Source organism: Enterococcus sp. AN402, from assembly GCF_040719405.1.
GTDB classification, from domain to species: domain Bacteria; phylum Bacillota; class Bacilli; order Lactobacillales; family Enterococcaceae; genus Enterococcus; species Enterococcus faecalis.
This window is the reverse complement of sequence record NZ_JBFDTM010000004.1, coordinates 1,415,263-1,431,592: the sequence shown is the minus strand read 5'-3', so window position 1 is coordinate 1,431,592 and position 16,330 is coordinate 1,415,263. Positions and strand designations below refer to the sequence as shown.

Below are 16,330 nucleotides of genomic sequence, written 5' to 3'. Positions count from 1 at the left end.
GAATAATGAATCGATGAAAAAAAGATTGCTATTATTTATTGGTTTGGCAAGTATACTTACTTTGACAGGATGTGCAAAATGGATTGATCGTGGTGAATCCATCACAGCGGTAGGCTCATCAGCTTTACAACCATTAGTAGAGACAGCGAGTGAGGAATATCAAAGCCAAAATCCGGGAAGATTTATTAATGTCCAAGGTGGCGGAAGCGGAACAGGTCTGAGTCAAGTCCAATCTGGCGCGGTAGACATTGGTAATTCTGATTTATTTGCAGAAGAGAAAAAGGGCATCAAAGCGGAAGACTTAATTGATCATAAAGTTGCTGTCGTTGGGATTACACCAATCGTTAACAAAAATGTCGGTGTCAAAGATATCTCAATGGAAAATTTAAAGAAAATCTTTTTAGGTGAAGTAACAAACTGGAAAGAACTTGGCGGGAAAGACCAAAAAATTGTTATTTTGAACAGAGCGGCCGGTAGTGGTACGCGTGCGACTTTTGAAAAATGGGTCTTGGGAGATAAAACAGCCATTCGTGCGCAAGAACAAGATTCCAGCGGCATGGTTCGTTCCATTGTTTCTGATACACCAGGAGCGATTAGTTATACCGCATTTTCATATGTTACTGATGAAGTAGCTACGTTAAGTATTGATGGTGTTCAGCCAACAGATGAAAATGTAATGAACAATAAATGGATTATTTGGTCTTATGAACACATGTACACTCGTAAAAATCCAAGTGATTTAACCAAAGAGTTTTTAGACTTTATGTTGTCAGATGATATCCAAGAACGTGTGATTGGTCAATTAGGGTATATTCCTGTTTCGAAAATGGAAATTGAACGGGATTGGCAAGGAAATGTCATTAAATAATTCTCTTAACACAAAATTTACAAACTTAACATAAAATTTACATGTTATTAAAAACAAATTGATGTAAAAAAGGTACACTATTTTTATCTGTAAAAGTTGGATTGTTTGAGGAGGAAATATTCTTGGAAGATGTACAGAAAAAATTATTAACAAAATCGAAAAGAGCCAAGATGGAGCAACGAGGGAAATTTATTAGTTTCCTATGTATTGCCTTAATTGTAGCAGTGGTTGTTTCAATTTTCTATTTTGTTGCAAGTAAAGGACTTGCTACATTCTTTAAAGATAAGATTAACGTGTTTGATTTCTTATTTGGAACAAACTGGAACCCAAGTGATATCGGCGCAGACGGTAAACCCATGGTTGGGGCTTTACCAATGATTGCGGGTTCTTTTATTGTAACGTTTTTGTCAGCGATTGTTGCGACGCCATTTGCGATTGGAGCGGCTGTTTTTATGACAGAAATTTCACCTAAAAAAGGAGCGAAATTTTTGCAACCAGTTATTGAATTACTTGTAGGGATTCCCTCTGTTGTTTATGGATTTATTGGTTTATCTGTCATTGTTCCTTTTGTCCGTTCAATCTTTGGCGGAACTGGCTTCGGTATTTTAGCTGGTACGTTTGTACTATTTGTCATGATTTTACCAACGGTCACTACAATGACCGTAGATGCATTAAAAGCTGTGCCCAGACATTATCGTGAAGCGTCGTTGGCGCTTGGTGCTACGCGTTGGCAAACGATTTATAAAGTTGTCTTGCGAGCAGCTGTGCCTGGTATTTTAACTGCGGTTGTCTTTGGTATGGCTCGTGCGTTTGGTGAAGCCTTAGCAATCCAAATGGTAATCGGAAATGCAGCTGTGATGCCAACTAGTTTGACAACACCAGCTTCGACACTAACAAGTATTTTGACAATGGGGATTGGGAATACGATTATGGGAACAGTTGAAAACAACGTTCTTTGGTCTTTAGCCTTGATTCTATTGTTGATGTCTTTACTATTCAACATTGTTATCCGAATTATCGGTAAGAGAGGAGCCTTAAAATAATGAATGCAAAAAAAGCAGATAAAATCGCAACAGGTATCTTATATGCCGTATCTGGCGTCATTGTTTTAATTTTGGCGGCCTTACTGATTTACATTTTAGCTAGAGGAATTCCACATATTTCGTGGGAATTTTTAACACAACCATCCAGAGCCTATCAAGTTGGTGGTGGGATTGGTATTCAGCTTTTTAACTCACTATATTTACTATTGATTACAATGATTATTAGTATTCCAATTTCATTGGGTGCTGGAATTTACTTATCGGAATATGCGAAAAAGAATTGGTTAACTGATTTAATTCGTACCTCGATTGAAATTTTAAGTTCATTGCCTTCCGTTGTTGTCGGGCTGTTCGGCTTCTTGATTTTCGTTGTACAAATCGGATATGGCTTTTCAATCTTATCAGGTGCGTTAGCATTAACATTTTTTAACTTACCATTATTGACTAGAAATGTTGAGGAATCTTTGAAAGCCATTCATTATACACAGCGTGAAGCGGGGTTAGCCTTAGGTCTTTCACGTTGGGAAACAGTTAAAAAAGTTATTTTGCCAGAAGCATTACCAGGAATTTTGACAGGTGTTATTTTGAGTTCTGGTCGGATTTTCGGTGAAGCCGCTGCGCTAATTTATACAGCAGGACAAAGCGCACCTGCCTTAGATTTCAGTAATTGGAATCCATTGAGCGTTTCAAGTCCAATTAGCATTTTCCGTCAAGCGGAAACGTTGGCTGTGCATATTTGGAAAATTAATACCGAAGGAACGATGCCAGATGGCGCTGCGGTCTCAGCAGGTGCCTCCGCTGTGTTAATTTTAGTAGTTTTACTTTTCAATTTCGGCGCTCGCTTTATCGGCAACCGTCTTTATAAGAGAATGACATCAGCTTAATGTTAGGGGAATTAGCATGAAAGAATACAATTTAAATGATACCCATTTACTTCAACTAGATAGCCAAAAAGGCCCGATTGCGTTACACACGGAAGACTTACATGTCTTTTACGGGGACAATGAGGCTATCAAAGGTGTTGATTTGCAATTTGAAAAGAACAAAATAACCGCCTTAATTGGACCTTCTGGTTGCGGTAAATCCACGTATTTACGTTCGCTAAATCGTATGAACGATGGCATTGCCAATTCACGTGTTACTGGAAAAATCATGTATAAAGATGTCGATGTCAATACGAAAGAAGTTGACGTCTACGAAATGAGAAAACGCATTGGCATGGTTTTTCAGCGGCCCAACCCATTTAGTAAATCTATCTATGAAAATATCACATTCGCATTGAAACAGCATGGTGAAAAGGATAAGAAAAAATTAGATGAAATCGTTGAAACAAGTTTGAAGCAAGCCGCACTTTGGGATCAAGTGAAAGATAACTTAAATAAAAGCGCCTTAGCTCTGTCTGGTGGGCAACAACAACGTTTGTGTATCGCTCGGGCAATTGCGATGAAACCAGATATTTTATTGTTAGATGAACCGGCAAGCGCGTTAGATCCGATTTCAACAGGAACGGTTGAAGAAACGTTAGTGAATTTAAAAGATGATTACACGATCATCATTGTGACACATAACATGCAACAAGCGGCGCGGATTAGTGACTATACAGCTTTCTTCTATATGGGTAAAGTCATTGAATACGACCATACAAGAAAAATCTTTACACGACCAAAAATTCAAGCAACGGAAGACTACGTTTCAGGACATTTTGGTTAGGAGGAGCAAGATGGGCAAAGAAATTATTTCATCAAAAGATTTACATTTATATTACGGGAAAAAAGAAGCATTGAAAGGCATTGATTTAACTTTTAATCAAGGAGAATTAACTGCCATGATTGGTCCTTCTGGTTGCGGGAAATCAACGTATTTACGTTGCTTGAATCGTATGAATGATTTAATTCCAGATGTAACTATTACTGGAAGTGTTGTCTATAAAGGAAAAGATATTTATGGACCGAAAACAGATAACGTTGAATTACGTAAAGAAATTGGGATGGTTTTCCAACAACCTAATCCATTTCCATTTTCAGTTTATGAAAATGTGATTTATGGCTTGCGCCTAAAAGGAGTCAAAGACAAGCAAGTCTTAGATGAAGCAGTTGAAACCAGTTTGAAAGCAGCTGCCGTTTGGGAGGATGTCAAAGATAAACTTCACAAAAGTGCACTTTCACTTTCTGGTGGACAACAACAGCGGGTTTGTATCGCTCGTGTTTTAGCTGTGGAACCAGATATTATTTTATTAGATGAACCAACTAGCGCCTTGGACCCAGTTTCTAGTGGTAAAATTGAAAACATGCTGTTAACATTAAAAGAGAAATATACCATGATTATGGTGACACATAATATGTCGCAAGCATCACGGATCTCTGATAAAACGGCCTTCTTTTTACAAGGTGATTTAATTGAATTTAATGACACGAAAAAAGTATTTTTAAATCCAAAAGAAAAACAAACAGAAGATTACATTTCTGGTAAATTTGGTTAAAAGGGGGAAAAAGAATGTTACGGACACAATTTGAAGAAGAACTATTGAATCTGCACAATCAATTTTATGAAATGGGTATGATGGTTAGTAGTGCCGTCCATAAATCCGTGAAGGCATATATTAATCATGATAAAAAATTAGCTCAAGAAGTGATTGATCGCGATATTGAAATCAATGATATGGAAGTCAAACTTGAGAAAAAGAGTTTTGAAATGATTGCGTTACAACAACCAGTGACAACAGACTTACGTATGATTATCACTGTTATGAAAGCTAGTTCGGATTTAGAAAGAATGGCGGACCATGCCGTTTCAATTGCTAAATCAACGATTCGCTTAAAAGGAGAAACACGTATTCCTGAAATTGAAAAAGAAATTTCAGATATGTCTGATTATGTGAAAAAAATGGTGGATAATGTTTTAATCGCCTATGTTAAAACGGATCAAAAAGATGCACGAATGATTGCACAAATGGATGATCGTACTAATGAATATTTCGATAGTATTTACAAACATGCCGTAGAAGCAATGAAAGCTAATCCAGAAACGGTCATTAGCGGAACTGATTATCTACATGTGGCACAATACTTGGAAAGAATTGGCGACTATGTCACAAATATTTGTGAGTGGATTGTTTACTTGGCAACTGGTAAAATTACCGAATTGAATAGTAATCGTGACGAACAATTTTAAGAAAAACAAATAAAAAAACTAGGAGACGGCCTTTTTTAGACCAATTCCTAGTTTTTTTAGCGTAAAATGAACTGATTTTATAAAACTAGTCCTTACTAATGAGAAGAAATCGTTCTTAAGTCCTATGACAAATGATCAAAAACAAGGCATAATAATGCATGTAAGGAAAACACTATTGAGTGAAAAATTTGCTAAGGAGGCAATATCCATGAAAGAAAGAGAACGCGTATTAGAATTAGTGAAAAAAGGTATTCTAACGTCAGAAGAAGCGTTAATTTTATTAGAAAATATGGCAACTGAAAAAGATGAAAAACAAATCGAAAAAGCTGCTGAAAAAGTTGATACACAAAATATTGGAACAACAAATAAAGAAGATCAAGTCGCAGATTTAATGGATGCATTAGAAAAAGGAGAATCAGAAGGACCTACTGTTGATTCGTTTGAAGAAAATACACAGGACAGTGCAGAAAAAGATCGTGAAAACTTAGAAAGAATTCTTGATGAGTTAGCAACAAAAGCCAATCGTGCTTCGGCTGAATTGGACGAAGTCAACGCAGAAATTGCCGGCATCAAAGAAGAAATTAAAGAAGTCGCAGAAGAAATTGGAACATTAGATACAAAAGAAGAATTAGATGCATTGACAGAAGATGAACAAGTTCAACGAAAAGACTTGCACGTTTTACTTGCACAATTAGAAGAAAAATTAGCGACTCAAAGTACTGAAAAAACAGCACTGGAAGAAGAACTAAAAAACATTCGTAAAGAACAATGGAAAGGTCAATGGAATGATACAAAAGAAAAAGTTTCTTCTCAATTCTCTGAAGAGTGGAAAGATCAAGCCACAGACACCTTTAACCAAGTCGGCGGCAAAGTTGCCGAAGTTGGCGGCCAAGTGGGAGAATTCTTGAAAAAAACATTTAATTCTTTCAGTGACACCATGAATGATAATGTGGAATGGAAAGACATTAAAATGAAAGTTCCTGGTGTGGCAACAACTAAGTTTGAACATGAGTTTAATTATCCAAATCCACAAGCAAGTTTAATTGATGTCAAGGTAGCAAATGGTACCGTGGTTTTCAAAACTTGGGATCAAGAAGATGTGAAAGTCGAAGCAAAAATCAAATTATATGGTAAAATGGCAGGAGATTCACCAATGGAAGCTTTCTTAGAACGAAGTGACATTGATGTGGATGATGAAACGATCTCTTTCCAAGTGCCAAACAAACGAGTGAAAGCAGATTTAACGTTCTATTTACCAAAACGCACTTACGATCATGTATCTGTTAAATTATTAAACGGAAATGTCTTAGTAGAAGAGTTAACAGCGAAAGATGTTTACACAAAATCAACGAATGGGACGATTACGTTTAAAAAAATTGATGCAACTATGTTAGAAATTGAAGGCGTGAATGGTGAAATTAAAGTCCTAGAAGGAACGATTTTAGATAACATTATTGAAACAGTCAATGGTGACGTGTCTATTTCCGCGGCACCAGAAAGTCTAAGTGTTTCTCTGATTAATGGAGATATCCGCATTACAGCTAAAGAAAAAACGCTTCGTCGTGTTGAAGCAAGCTCTGCAAATGGGAATATCAAGTTGGCCTTGCCAAATGACTTAGGCGTTGAAGGGCAAGTGAAAACGAATTTAGGTAGTATTAACAGCCGTTTAACAGATATTGAAGTTGTTCGTGAAAAGAAAGATCGCGGCAATCAACAATTACATTTTAGACGTGTACTGGAAGAATCAATGGCTCAAATTAATGCTTCTACAACAACGGGAAGTATTTTCCTAAAAGATACGGATAAATAATTAATAATTTTAAGCTAGATGGGCTGACGAATCAGCCTTTCTAGTGTAAAATTTAGTAGACGAGGTGAAAACATATGAAAAGAAAACTAACAAAATCTCCGAATAACGTGGTTTTAACAGGAAGCTTAGCTGGGATTGCTGATTGGCTAGGAATTGACCCAACAATTATTCGTGTTGTTTATGTCTTGCTCAGCTTTTTCTCAGCAGGATTTCCAGGCATTCTCTTATACATTGCCTTAGCAGTCTTGATCCCTTCTGGAAGAACAGGAAGCGATCGCGGCTACGGCCATCAAAATCCTTATAATAGAAATGTTCGCAATGAAAATCCTTATGCTGCCAATAAAAAGCAACGTAAAGAAGCGGAAAAAATTGATGATGACGAATGGAGTGACTTTTAATGACATATTTTCAGCGATTGGTTGTTAATACACTGACATTCATTTCTTTATCAGTTGTTTTTCCTGGCATGATTCATGTGAGAGGCATAATGCCTGCAATTATTGCCGCTTTTGTTCTCTCAATCCTAAATATGTTGGTGAAACCAGTCTTAACAATCTTGTCGCTCCCATTTACTTTATTAACGTTTGGTCTATTTAGCTTTGTTGTCAATGCAGCGATTTTACAAATGACCTCGTTTTTTGTGGGGGAAATGAACTTTGGCTTCTCAAGTTTTTGGGCAGCGGTGCTAATGGCTGTAATTATGTCAATTGTCAATACGATCGTTACGGATCACAATTTATCTAAATATGAATAAAAAAAGCCTGAAGAACGTAGCATAAAATGCGTTCTTCAGGCTTTTTCGATGGTTAAGTTTTCTAGGTGACATTCTGGATGGCGGCTGATATAGCCATATAAAATGTTTAAAAAATCAACTTGTTGCTTCGAGTAATGCTCAATTGTTTTCGGTGGTTTTTTGGGCATGATTTTTTTTGCTAGTTCAAGCGGTGAATATTTTTGAAACGTTTGTTTAGTTACAACACGTGTTGCTACCACCAAGCCTTGGTAAATTAAATAGTATTTGATTTTTTTCTGACAAGGTAACCACATCAGTTGCCAATCTCGTTGGTTAGCTTGACTAATTCGTTGATTTTGGTTTGCAAAGCGCGTCAGAAAGAGCCAATCTTCCTTGAGTTTTGCCGCTTTTTCGAAGGCTTGTTTTTCAGCAACTTCTTGCATTTGTTGAGCAATTCGTTTGATTGGTTCTCGTCCTTGATTATGGAAAAAGTCGAACAATTCTTGTTGAAATAGTTCGGTCGGAATGGCACTCTCTTTTTGAAAGGTTTGATGCCAATAGTTGGTTGGGACGAGATCGTAGATACTATCCAAAATTATTTTTAAACGGTTTAATTTTCGGCGAATCGAATAAGGACCAAAACAGTTCTCTTTAGTGGGAATATTTAAGAGTTTAATCTCTAATTGCCGCTCATTAACGGCTACCGATACATAAGAATATTGTTCATAAGCATTCATTTGGCGATTGTAGCGCGGCCGATACTGTTGAATCAGTTGACATTCTAGAAGGAGCGCATCCAATTCTGTGTCAGTATGGAGAACATCGAAGTCTATAATTTGTTTGATTAAACGCATCGTCTTTCGAGAATGTTGATTACTATTAATAAAATAGCTCGACACGCGATTTTTTAATTTTTTGGCTTTACCCACATAAATAATTGTGTCGGTTGCGTCTTTCATTAAATAAACACCCGGTGTTAACGGTAGTTGATGGGCTTTTTCCTTTAAATATTCTTTCATAAGTTTCCTCTTTTCTTAAAAGGATCGGCTTCAAGTATACAAAGTTTTCTGAAATAGTCAAGTGACAGAAATAGCATAGATAATTTCAAAGAAAAATAGTTTCATTTTTTTGAAATATGATAATTCTAGGAATTATCTAGTGAATAGCTAGAAACTTGTATTTTTAAATGATAAAATATAACAAGTAGCAGAAAGGACTGACATTCGATATGACAGAAGTGGTAAAGATTTATCAACTGGTAGAAAATCTTTCTTTAGAAGTAGTTTACGGAGATGAAGAAAGCTTAAATAGAACAATTAAAACTGGTGAAATTTCCCGGCCAGGCTTAGAATTAACTGGGTATTTTAATTATTATTCGCATGATCGTTTACAATTATTTGGGAGCAAAGAAATTACCTTTGCAGAACGAATGATGCCTGAAGAGCGTTTATTAGTGATGCGCCGTTTATGTGCGAAAGATACTCCAGCCTTTATAGTATCCAGAGGACTAGAAATCCCCGAAGAATTAATTACAGCAGCAAAAGAAAATGGGGTTTCTGTATTACGTTCACCGATTTCAACTTCCCGTTTATTAGGGGAACTATCCAGTTATTTAGATGGTCGTTTAGCTGTTCGGACAAGTGTCCATGGGGTTTTAGTTGATGTTTATGGACTTGGTGTTTTGATTCAAGGAGATAGCGGTATTGGTAAAAGTGAAACAGCTTTAGAGCTTATTAAACGTGGACATCGGCTAATCGCAGACGATCGTGTCGATGTTTATCAGCAAGATGAATTAACCGTGGTGGGAGAGCCACCAAAAATTTTGCAGCATTTAATTGAAATTCGTGGTATCGGAATTATTGACGTCATGAACCTGTTTGGAGCTAGTGCGGTCCGCGGCTTTATGCAAGTTCAATTGGTCGTTTATTTAGAGGCGTGGGAAAAAGACAAGAAATATGATCGCCTCGGTAGTGATGATGCAATGGTTGAAATAGCTAACGTTGATGTCCCTCAGATTCGTATTCCTGTTAAGACCGGCCGAAATGTGGCCATTATCATTGAAGTAGCAGCAATGAACTTCCGCGCGAAAACAATGGGCTATGATGCAACAAAAACGTTCGAAGAGCGCTTAACCCGTTTGATTGAAGAAAATTCAGGAGAATAGAAGGAGAAGATGTGATGATGTTAGCTCAAGTAAATTCAATTGCATTTCGCCTTTTCGGTATTCCCGTCTATTGGTATGCAATTATTATTGTTTCAGGGATTGCTTTAGCTGTTTGGCTAAGTAGTCGTGAAGCCGTTCGTGTTGGTTTAAAAGAAGATGATGTCTTTGACTTTATGCTCTGGGGATTACCTGCAGCAATTGTTGGCGCGCGCTTGTATTACGTCGCTTTTCAATGGCAAGACTATGTAGACAATCCGATTGAAATTTTCTTTACTCGAAATGGTGGCTTAGCGATTTATGGTGGTCTTATTGGTGGGGGACTGGCGCTGTTTTTCTTTACGCGTCATCGTTTCATTTCTACATGGACTTTTTTAGATATTGCTGCACCAAGTGTGATTTTAGCGCAAGCAATTGGTCGCTGGGGCAACTTTATGAATCATGAAGCCTATGGGCCAGCGACCACCAGACAATTTTTAGAAAATCTCCATTTACCAACGTTTATCATTGATAACATGAATATCAACGGAACGTATCATCAACCAACATTTTTATATGAATCTGTCTGGAATGTTTTAGGCTTTATCGTTTTAGTGTTATTACGCAAAAAGCCACACTTTTTAAAAGAAGGCGAAGTCTTTTTAGGTTATATAATATGGTATTCTTTCGGCCGCTTCTTCATCGAAGGGTTACGGATGGACAGTTTGTATGCGTTTAGTAATATTCGTGTCTCGCAATTGTTGTCTTTAGTAATGTTCGTGGCAGCAATTGTTATTGTGATTGTTCGTAGAAGGAATCCCAATTTGAAATTTTACAATCGGGAGAAACAAAAGAAAAAAATAACAACTTCTTAATCCAACTTGATCGAAGAATATGGTAAACTAAAGAAGTAACGTTGTTTAGCGAAAGGAGAGTTTCACCGATGAAACAAAAAGTCGCTGTTTTAGGTCCAGGTTCCTGGGGGACAGCTTTAGCTCAAGTATTAGCCGAAAATGGACACGAGGTCTGTATTTGGGGAAATAAACCAGAGCAAATCGATGAAATAAATACAAAACATACCAACAAACATTATTTACCAGAATTAATCTTACCTACTTCAATTCAGGCAACCACTGATTTAGCTACTGCTTTAGTAGATGTGGATGCGGTACTGTTTGTGGTACCAACTAAAGCCATTCGTTCAGTAGCACAAGAAGTGGCCCAACATTTAAAAACAAAACCAATTATTATTCATGCAAGTAAAGGGCTCGAACAAGGTACACATAAGCGGATTTCAGAAGTGATAGCGGAAGAGATTCCAGCAGAAAAACGGCAAGGGATTGTGGTTTTATCTGGTCCAAGCCATGCAGAAGAAGTCGCTGTTCATGACATCACAACCATTACAGCAGCAAGCGAAAATTTAGCAGACGCTGTGTATGTGCAAGAGTTGTTTATGAATGATTACTTTAGAATTTATACGAATGATGATGTGATTGGTGTAGAAACAGGGGCGGCCTTAAAAAATATTATTGCTTTGGGCGCCGGAGCGATTCATGGCTTAGGCTTTGGTGATAATGCCAAAGCGGCAATTATGACTCGTGGTTTAGCAGAAATTAGTCGTTTAGGGGTTGCGATGGGAGCAAACCCATTAACATTTATTGGTTTAAGTGGTGTTGGGGATTTAATTGTTACTTGTACAAGTGTCCATTCTCGAAATTGGCGTGCGGGTAATTTATTAGGAAAAGGTCATAAGTTAGATGAAGTCTTAGAAAACATGGGCATGATTGTGGAAGGTGTTTCAACAACTAAAGCAGCCTATGAATTGGCACAACAACTAGAAGTCGAAATGCCAATCACAGAAACAATCTACAATGTCTTGTACAATGACGAAGATGTACAACAAGCAGCAAAAGAAATCATGTTGCGCGATGGCAAAACCGAAAACGAATTTACACTTGATTTTTAGGAGGAAAAAAGATGAAAGTTAAAAAGGCAGTTATTCCAGCAGCTGGGTTAGGAACACGTTTCTTGCCGGCTACTAAAGCGATGGCAAAAGAAATGTTACCGATTGTTGATAAACCAACGATTCAATTTATTGTAGAAGAAGCACTAGCTTCAGGAATCGAAGATATTTTAATTGTGACAGGCAAAGCCAAACGTCCGATTGAAGATCATTTCGATTCAAATGTTGAACTAGAAAATAATTTAAAAGAAAAAAATAAAACCGATTTATTGAAATTAGTCGAAGAAACAACGGATGTTAATTTACATTTTATTCGTCAATCCCATCCGAAAGGCTTAGGTCACGCTGTTTTACAAGCGAAAGCATTTGTTGGCAATGAACCTTTTGTCGTGATGTTAGGCGACGATTTAATGGAAGATAAAGTGCCATTAACGAAACAATTAATGGATGATTACGAACAAACACATGCTTCGACAATTGCGGTAATGAAAGTACCCCATGAAGATACTTCAAAATATGGTATTATCAATCCAGAAAAAGAAATCGAAAAAGGACTATACAATGTCGAGAATTTTGTTGAAAAACCAAAGCCCGAGGAAGCACCAAGTGATTTAGCGATTATCGGCCGTTATTTATTAACCCCTGAAATTTTTGATGTACTTGAAAATCAAAAACCAGGCGCTGGTAACGAAATTCAGTTAACAGATGCGATTGACACTTTAAATAAAACACAACGCGTTTTTGCTCGTGAGTTTAAAGGAGAACGTTACGACGTTGGCGATAAATTTGGGTTTATGAAAACAAGCATTGAATATGGTTTGACTCATCCAGAAGTAAAAGATAATTTACGAGAATACATTATTAATTTAGGTGCTCAATTAGCGAAAAAAGAGCAACCAAAAGAAAAATAAATAAAAATAAGCGTAAAATTTCAATTCGTTAGAAGGAAATTTTACGCTTATTTTCTTAAAGAAAAGGGCATGAGAATTTTATAAAATAAATTGTCATTCTTAGCTTTATGAGTTGTGAAAAATATAAGTTGGTGTTATCCTAAGATTATAAATAAAATTTCAGAGGGGAGTAATGATATGTCAGGTGGGGAAATTGCTGCCTTAATTGCAGCGGTAGCATTTGTTGTTTTAGTCATCTTTTTAGTACTTGTGTTATATAAAGTTTCTCAAGTTGTTTCAAAAATTGAAGATACAATTGATGAAACAAATACAACAATCAAAGTCGTGACTAGCGATGTGAATGTATTGAGTCGCCAAGTGGAAGGCTTGCTTGTTAAAAGCAATGAACTATTGACAGATGTGAATCAAAAAGTGGCAACGATTGATCCGTTGTTTACGGCCGTTGCTGATTTAAGCGAAAGTGTCTCTGAATTGAACACCTCAAGTAAACATTTGATTACAAAGGTAGGAACCGTAGGGAAAGGCACAGCGAAAGCTGGTTTAGTGAGTAAAGTAGGCGGTTCTGCTTTTAGAGCAATGCGTTCAAAAAATAAAAAAACAAATAACTAATTGGAGGAGATTTTTATGGCTAAAAAAGGCGGATTTTTCTTAGGAGCAGTAATTGGTGGAACAGCAGCAGCCGTTGCCGCATTATTACTTGCACCAAAATCAGGTAAAGAATTACGTGATGATTTATCAAATCAAACAGATGATTTAAAAAACAAAGCGCAAGATTACACAGATTATGCTGTTCAAAAAGGAACAGAATTAACAGAAATCGCAAAACAAAAAGCCGGCGTTTTATCAGATCAAGCCTCTGATTTGGCAGGTTCTGTCAAAGAAAAAACAAAAGATTCATTGGATAAAGCACAAGGTGTTTCTGGCGACATGCTTGATAACTTTAAAAAACAAACAGGTGATTTATCTGATCAATTTAAAAAAGCAGCTGACGATGCTCAAGATCACGCGGAAGATTTAGGTGAAATTGCCGAAGATGCAGCAGAAGATATCTATATTGACGTTAAAGATTCTGCGGCAGCGGCCAAAGAAACTGTTTCTGCTGGTGTCGTTGAAGCAAAAGAAACCACCAAAGATGTTCCTGAAAAAGCTGCAGAAGCAAAAGAAGATGTTAAAGATGCAGCGAAAGACGTAAAAAAAGAATTTAAAGGGTAACAAGCGTTTAGCTTATGAAAGTTAGCAACGGATCGTGTTGCTTTTGTTCAGCGGCTTACCTTAAAATTTAGAAATGAGGCCATCAGTCCGGTTGACTGATGGCCTCATTTTATTTTTATGCTATTGAATAATTTGCAATTCTTTGGTTGTCTTAGTGAATGGTTCGGAGCCTGTTTTCGTTACGTGTAAACAATCTTCAATACGAACGCCTACTTTTCCAGGAATGTAAATACCGGGCTCAATAGAGAAACACATACCTTCTTCAATGACTAAATCATTGCCATGAACCAGCGATGGGTATTCATGGACAGTGGTTCCAATGCCATGGCCTAAGCGATGGTTAAAATATTCCCCATAACCAGCTTTTGTGATTACACCTCGAGCAATATCATCTAATTCGCCTGCTGTAACACCAGGTTTCACCGCTTCAGTTGCTGCTAATTGTGCTTCTAAAACAATTCCATAAATTTCTTTTTGGAAATCAGAAGGTTCCAAGTAGCTGACTGTTCGTGTGGCATCACTACAATAGCCATTATGAACGACACCTAAATCAAATAACACTAAGTCATGGGGCTCAATTTTTGTTTCGCCAGGTACCCCGTGAGGACTAGCTCCGTTTTTTCCTGTTAAGACTAACGTATCAAAACTCATCGAGCGAATACCTTGACGTTTTAATTGATACTCGATTTCTGCAACAATTTCTTGTTCCGCAACGCCTGCTTGAATTGCTTTGAAGCCAATCTCAAAAGCGACATCCGCCCAACTACCAGCTTCTAGTAAACGTTGAATTTCAGGTTCTGTTTTAATTAATTGAAGTTTTTCAATTAAAGGCGTAACATCATGCGAAAAATCGCTAGCTGGGAAATGGGTTTTCAATTGATCAAAACGAGCTAAAGAAAGAGCTTGTTTTTCTAAAGCAAAGCGTGGTGTGCCTTGTGTTCGTTTATTTAATAAAGCCGCAATTTTTTCCCAAGGATTTTCGCTATCTAAATAACCATAAACGGGATAAGTCCAACTACTCTTTTCGGCATCTTCGACTTCCAATGCAGGTGTAAATAAAAATGATTGGTCGTCCGCAGCGATAAACAAAGCTAACACGCGTTCATGAGGTTCGCTTTCGTAACCGGAAAAGTAAGCGATATGACCAGGATCACTAATATAAGTGAAGTCAATCTTTTCTTGGTGCATCCAATTTTTTAAATCGGCAATTTTTTCTTGATTCATAAAACATCCTTCTTTCTTTTATTCTGAAGTGAATCACAGTACTATCATAACATGAAATGACAAAAAGTTCCTTTTGAAATGGAAAGTAAATTTTCATGAAAAAACGATAAAACGGTTGCAAAAATAGAAGAATTTTGATATTCTAGGCTAGGAAAGAAATGTAAACAGTGTTTTCAGAAAATGAGAACAAATTCATATTTATAGGAGAAGAAACATGGAAAAACAAACAATTACAATTTATGATGTTGCTAGAGAGGCAAATGTATCTATGGCTACTGTTTCTCGTGTTGTCAATGGTAATCCCAATGTAAAACCAGCAACGCGTAAAAAAGTCTTAGAAGTGATTGATCGCTTAGATTACCGTCCTAACGCAGTCGCACGTGGTTTAGCAAGTAAAAAAACGACAACAGTGGGTGTCATTATTCCAGATGTTAGTAATGCATTTTTTGCTTCATTAGCACGTGGCATTGACGACGTGGCTACAATGTATAAATATAATATCATTTTAGCTAATTCAGATGGAGACGATCAAAAAGAAGTTACTGTATTAAACAATTTACTTGCCAAGCAAGTAGATGGGATTATCTTTATGGGTCATCGCATTACAGATGATATTCGTGGTGAATTTTCACGTTCAAAAACACCTGTTGTCTTAGCAGGTTCAATTGATCCAGACGAACAAGTTGGTAGCGTTAATATTGATTACACAGAAGCAACGAAAGATGCAACAGCGACTTTAGCGAAAAATGGGAACAAAAAAATTGCTTTTGTTAGTGGTGCATTAATCGATCCAATTAATGGTCAAAACCGAATGAAAGGCTACAAAGAAGCTTTAGCGGAAAATGGCTTGTCTTATAATGAAGGCTTAGTTTTTGAATCTGAATATAAATTTAAAGCAGGCATTAATTTGGCTGAGCGTGTCCGTAATAGTGGGGCAACTGCTGCCTTTGTTACAGATGATGAGCTAGCAATTGGCTTATTAGATGGGATGCTAGATGCTGGTGTGAAAGTTCCAGAAGAATTTGAAATCATTACAAGCAATAACTCATTGCTTACAGAAGTCTCTCGTCCACGTCTATCAAGTATTACACAACCTTTATATGATATCGGTGCCGTGTCAATGCGTTTATTAACAAAACTAATGAACAAAGAAGAAATTGAAGAAAAAACAGTTGTTTTACCTTATGGAATTGATCAAAAAGGTTCAACAAAATAAATTGAATTAAACGGCTAAACTAAGAGCGTTAACTCTTAG

18 protein-coding genes are annotated in these 16,330 nt (G+C 36.9%); 16 read left to right on the top strand and 2 right to left on the bottom strand.

Translation table 11 applies throughout. From position 1 onward, the window contains the following. Window positions 1–13: 13 nt before the first annotated feature. From AB1I62_RS08340 to AB1I62_RS08300, 9 genes are all read left to right on the top strand, one after another. Window positions 14–868 carry a phosphate ABC transporter substrate-binding protein PstS gene (locus tag AB1I62_RS08340; protein ID WP_002357298.1) on the top strand — a complete coding sequence of 285 codons (855 nt, stop codon included), beginning with the start codon at window positions 14–16 and terminating at the stop codon, window positions 866–868. 122 nt (window positions 869–990) lie between these two features. Next, window positions 991–1,911, top strand: coding sequence for a phosphate ABC transporter permease subunit PstC (gene pstC / locus AB1I62_RS08335; protein WP_002357299.1), 921 nt, complete (start codon window positions 991–993; stop codon window positions 1,909–1,911). Beyond that, window positions 1,911–2,795, top strand: a complete 885-nt coding sequence (gene pstA / locus AB1I62_RS08330; RefSeq protein WP_002357300.1) for a phosphate ABC transporter permease PstA — start codon at window positions 1,911–1,913, stop codon at window positions 2,793–2,795. Before pstC ends, pstA begins: the two co-directional genes overlap by 1 nt. Window positions 2,796–2,811: 16 nt before the next feature. Continuing rightward, window positions 2,812–3,621, top strand: coding sequence for a phosphate ABC transporter ATP-binding protein PstB (gene pstB, locus AB1I62_RS08325; RefSeq protein ID WP_104874853.1), 810 nt, complete (start codon window positions 2,812–2,814; stop codon window positions 3,619–3,621). Window positions 3,622–3,631: 10 nt separating this feature from the next. After that, window positions 3,632–4,390 (top strand): phosphate ABC transporter ATP-binding protein PstB, encoded by a 759-nt coding sequence (pstB, locus tag AB1I62_RS08320; RefSeq protein ID WP_002357303.1) that lies wholly within the window; start codon window positions 3,632–3,634, stop codon window positions 4,388–4,390. A gap of 14 nt (window positions 4,391–4,404) precedes the next feature. Then, window positions 4,405–5,082 (top strand): phosphate signaling complex protein PhoU, encoded by a 678-nt coding sequence (gene phoU / locus AB1I62_RS08315; protein ID WP_002357304.1) that lies wholly within the window; start codon window positions 4,405–4,407, stop codon window positions 5,080–5,082. A gap of 208 nt (window positions 5,083–5,290) precedes the next feature. Further along, on the top strand, window positions 5,291–6,892 hold the full coding sequence (liaX, locus tag AB1I62_RS08310; protein ID WP_002360155.1) for a daptomycin-sensing surface protein LiaX: 1,602 nt from the start codon (window positions 5,291–5,293) through the stop codon (window positions 6,890–6,892). Window positions 6,893–6,966: 74 nt separating this feature from the next. Continuing rightward, window positions 6,967–7,290, top strand: coding sequence for a PspC domain-containing protein (locus AB1I62_RS08305; protein WP_002357306.1), 324 nt, complete (start codon window positions 6,967–6,969; stop codon window positions 7,288–7,290). Continuing rightward, window positions 7,290–7,646 carry a phage holin family protein gene (locus AB1I62_RS08300; protein ID WP_002357307.1) on the top strand — a complete coding sequence of 119 codons (357 nt, stop codon included), beginning with the start codon at window positions 7,290–7,292 and terminating at the stop codon, window positions 7,644–7,646. Before AB1I62_RS08305 ends, AB1I62_RS08300 begins: the two co-directional genes overlap by 1 nt. Window positions 7,647–7,681: 35 nt before the next feature. On the opposite strand, the gene AB1I62_RS08295 is transcribed toward AB1I62_RS08300, so the two are convergent. Beyond that, window positions 7,682–8,644, bottom strand: a complete 963-nt coding sequence (locus tag AB1I62_RS08295) for a GIY-YIG nuclease family protein (RefSeq protein WP_010822901.1) — start codon at window positions 8,642–8,644, stop codon at window positions 7,682–7,684. Window positions 8,645–8,853: 209 nt separating this feature from the next. Between AB1I62_RS08295 and hprK the strand changes: the two genes are divergently transcribed. The 6 genes from hprK (at window position 8,854) to AB1I62_RS08265 (ending at window position 13,851) form a co-directional block, all read left to right on the top strand. After that, a complete protein-coding gene (hprK, locus tag AB1I62_RS08290) occupies window positions 8,854–9,789 on the top strand; it encodes an HPr(Ser) kinase/phosphatase (RefSeq protein WP_002357309.1) in 936 nt (311 codons plus the stop codon). A 17-nt stretch (window positions 9,790–9,806) separates the two neighbouring features. After that, window positions 9,807–10,640: a prolipoprotein diacylglyceryl transferase gene (gene lgt / locus AB1I62_RS08285; RefSeq protein WP_002381830.1), complete on the top strand. Its 834-nt coding sequence runs from the start codon at window positions 9,807–9,809 to the stop codon at window positions 10,638–10,640. 68 nt (window positions 10,641–10,708) lie between these two features. Beyond that, window positions 10,709–11,731: an NAD(P)H-dependent glycerol-3-phosphate dehydrogenase gene (locus tag AB1I62_RS08280; protein WP_002357312.1), complete on the top strand. Its 1,023-nt coding sequence runs from the start codon at window positions 10,709–10,711 to the stop codon at window positions 11,729–11,731. An 11-nt stretch (window positions 11,732–11,742) separates the two neighbouring features. Beyond that, the gene (gene galU, locus AB1I62_RS08275) at window positions 11,743–12,639 is read left to right on the top strand and encodes a UTP--glucose-1-phosphate uridylyltransferase GalU (RefSeq protein ID WP_002357314.1); all 897 of its coding nucleotides are present in this window, start codon (window positions 11,743–11,745) and stop codon (window positions 12,637–12,639) included. A 177-nt stretch (window positions 12,640–12,816) separates the two neighbouring features. Next, window positions 12,817–13,248 carry a DUF948 domain-containing protein gene (locus AB1I62_RS08270; RefSeq protein ID WP_002357316.1) on the top strand — a complete coding sequence of 144 codons (432 nt, stop codon included), beginning with the start codon at window positions 12,817–12,819 and terminating at the stop codon, window positions 13,246–13,248. A 15-nt stretch (window positions 13,249–13,263) separates the two neighbouring features. Then, window positions 13,264–13,851: a YtxH domain-containing protein gene (locus AB1I62_RS08265; protein WP_025193784.1), complete on the top strand. Its 588-nt coding sequence runs from the start codon at window positions 13,264–13,266 to the stop codon at window positions 13,849–13,851. A 120-nt stretch (window positions 13,852–13,971) separates the two neighbouring features. Here AB1I62_RS08265 and AB1I62_RS08260 read toward each other — a convergent pair whose 3' ends face one another. Beyond that, a complete protein-coding gene (locus AB1I62_RS08260; protein WP_104859295.1) occupies window positions 13,972–15,075 on the bottom strand; it encodes an aminopeptidase P family protein in 1,104 nt (367 codons plus the stop codon). Between the two features lie 214 nt (window positions 15,076–15,289). Here AB1I62_RS08260 and ccpA point away from each other — a divergent pair, with 214 nt between their 5' ends. Next, window positions 15,290–16,291 carry a catabolite control protein A gene (ccpA, locus tag AB1I62_RS08255; protein WP_002357319.1) on the top strand — a complete coding sequence of 334 codons (1,002 nt, stop codon included), beginning with the start codon at window positions 15,290–15,292 and terminating at the stop codon, window positions 16,289–16,291. The last annotated feature ends 39 nt before the right edge of the window (window positions 16,292–16,330 follow it).

Excerpts from the sequence above, each read along its gene's own strand:
- galU (WP_002357314.1), top strand. The coding sequence starts at position 11,743 with ATGAAAGTTAAAAAGGCAGTTATTCCAGCAGCTGGGTTAGGAACACGT.
- liaX (WP_002360155.1), top strand. The coding sequence starts at position 5,291 with ATGAAAGAAAGAGAACGCGTATTAGAATTAGTGAAAAAAGGTATTCTA.
- AB1I62_RS08300 (WP_002357307.1), top strand. The coding sequence starts at position 7,290 with ATGACATATTTTCAGCGATTGGTTGTTAATACACTGACATTCATTTCT.
- phoU (WP_002357304.1), top strand. The coding sequence starts at position 4,405 with ATGTTACGGACACAATTTGAAGAAGAACTATTGAATCTGCACAATCAA.
- lgt (WP_002381830.1), top strand. The coding sequence starts at position 9,807 with ATGTTAGCTCAAGTAAATTCAATTGCATTTCGCCTTTTCGGTATTCCC.
- pstB (WP_104874853.1), top strand. The coding sequence starts at position 2,812 with ATGAAAGAATACAATTTAAATGATACCCATTTACTTCAACTAGATAGC.
- AB1I62_RS08260 (WP_104859295.1), bottom strand. The coding sequence starts at position 15,075 with ATGAATCAAGAAAAAATTGCCGATTTAAAAAATTGGATGCACCAAGAA.
- AB1I62_RS08280 (WP_002357312.1), top strand. The coding sequence starts at position 10,709 with ATGAAACAAAAAGTCGCTGTTTTAGGTCCAGGTTCCTGGGGGACAGCT.
- AB1I62_RS08265 (WP_025193784.1), top strand. The coding sequence starts at position 13,264 with ATGGCTAAAAAAGGCGGATTTTTCTTAGGAGCAGTAATTGGTGGAACA.
- ccpA (WP_002357319.1), top strand. The coding sequence starts at position 15,290 with ATGGAAAAACAAACAATTACAATTTATGATGTTGCTAGAGAGGCAAAT.
- AB1I62_RS08305 (WP_002357306.1), top strand. The coding sequence starts at position 6,967 with ATGAAAAGAAAACTAACAAAATCTCCGAATAACGTGGTTTTAACAGGA.
- pstA (WP_002357300.1), top strand. The coding sequence starts at position 1,911 with ATGAATGCAAAAAAAGCAGATAAAATCGCAACAGGTATCTTATATGCC.
- pstB (WP_002357303.1), top strand. The coding sequence starts at position 3,632 with ATGGGCAAAGAAATTATTTCATCAAAAGATTTACATTTATATTACGGG.
- AB1I62_RS08340 (WP_002357298.1), top strand. The coding sequence starts at position 14 with ATGAAAAAAAGATTGCTATTATTTATTGGTTTGGCAAGTATACTTACT.
- AB1I62_RS08270 (WP_002357316.1), top strand. The coding sequence starts at position 12,817 with ATGTCAGGTGGGGAAATTGCTGCCTTAATTGCAGCGGTAGCATTTGTT.
- AB1I62_RS08295 (WP_010822901.1), bottom strand. The coding sequence starts at position 8,644 with ATGAAAGAATATTTAAAGGAAAAAGCCCATCAACTACCGTTAACACCG.
- hprK (WP_002357309.1), top strand. The coding sequence starts at position 8,854 with ATGACAGAAGTGGTAAAGATTTATCAACTGGTAGAAAATCTTTCTTTA.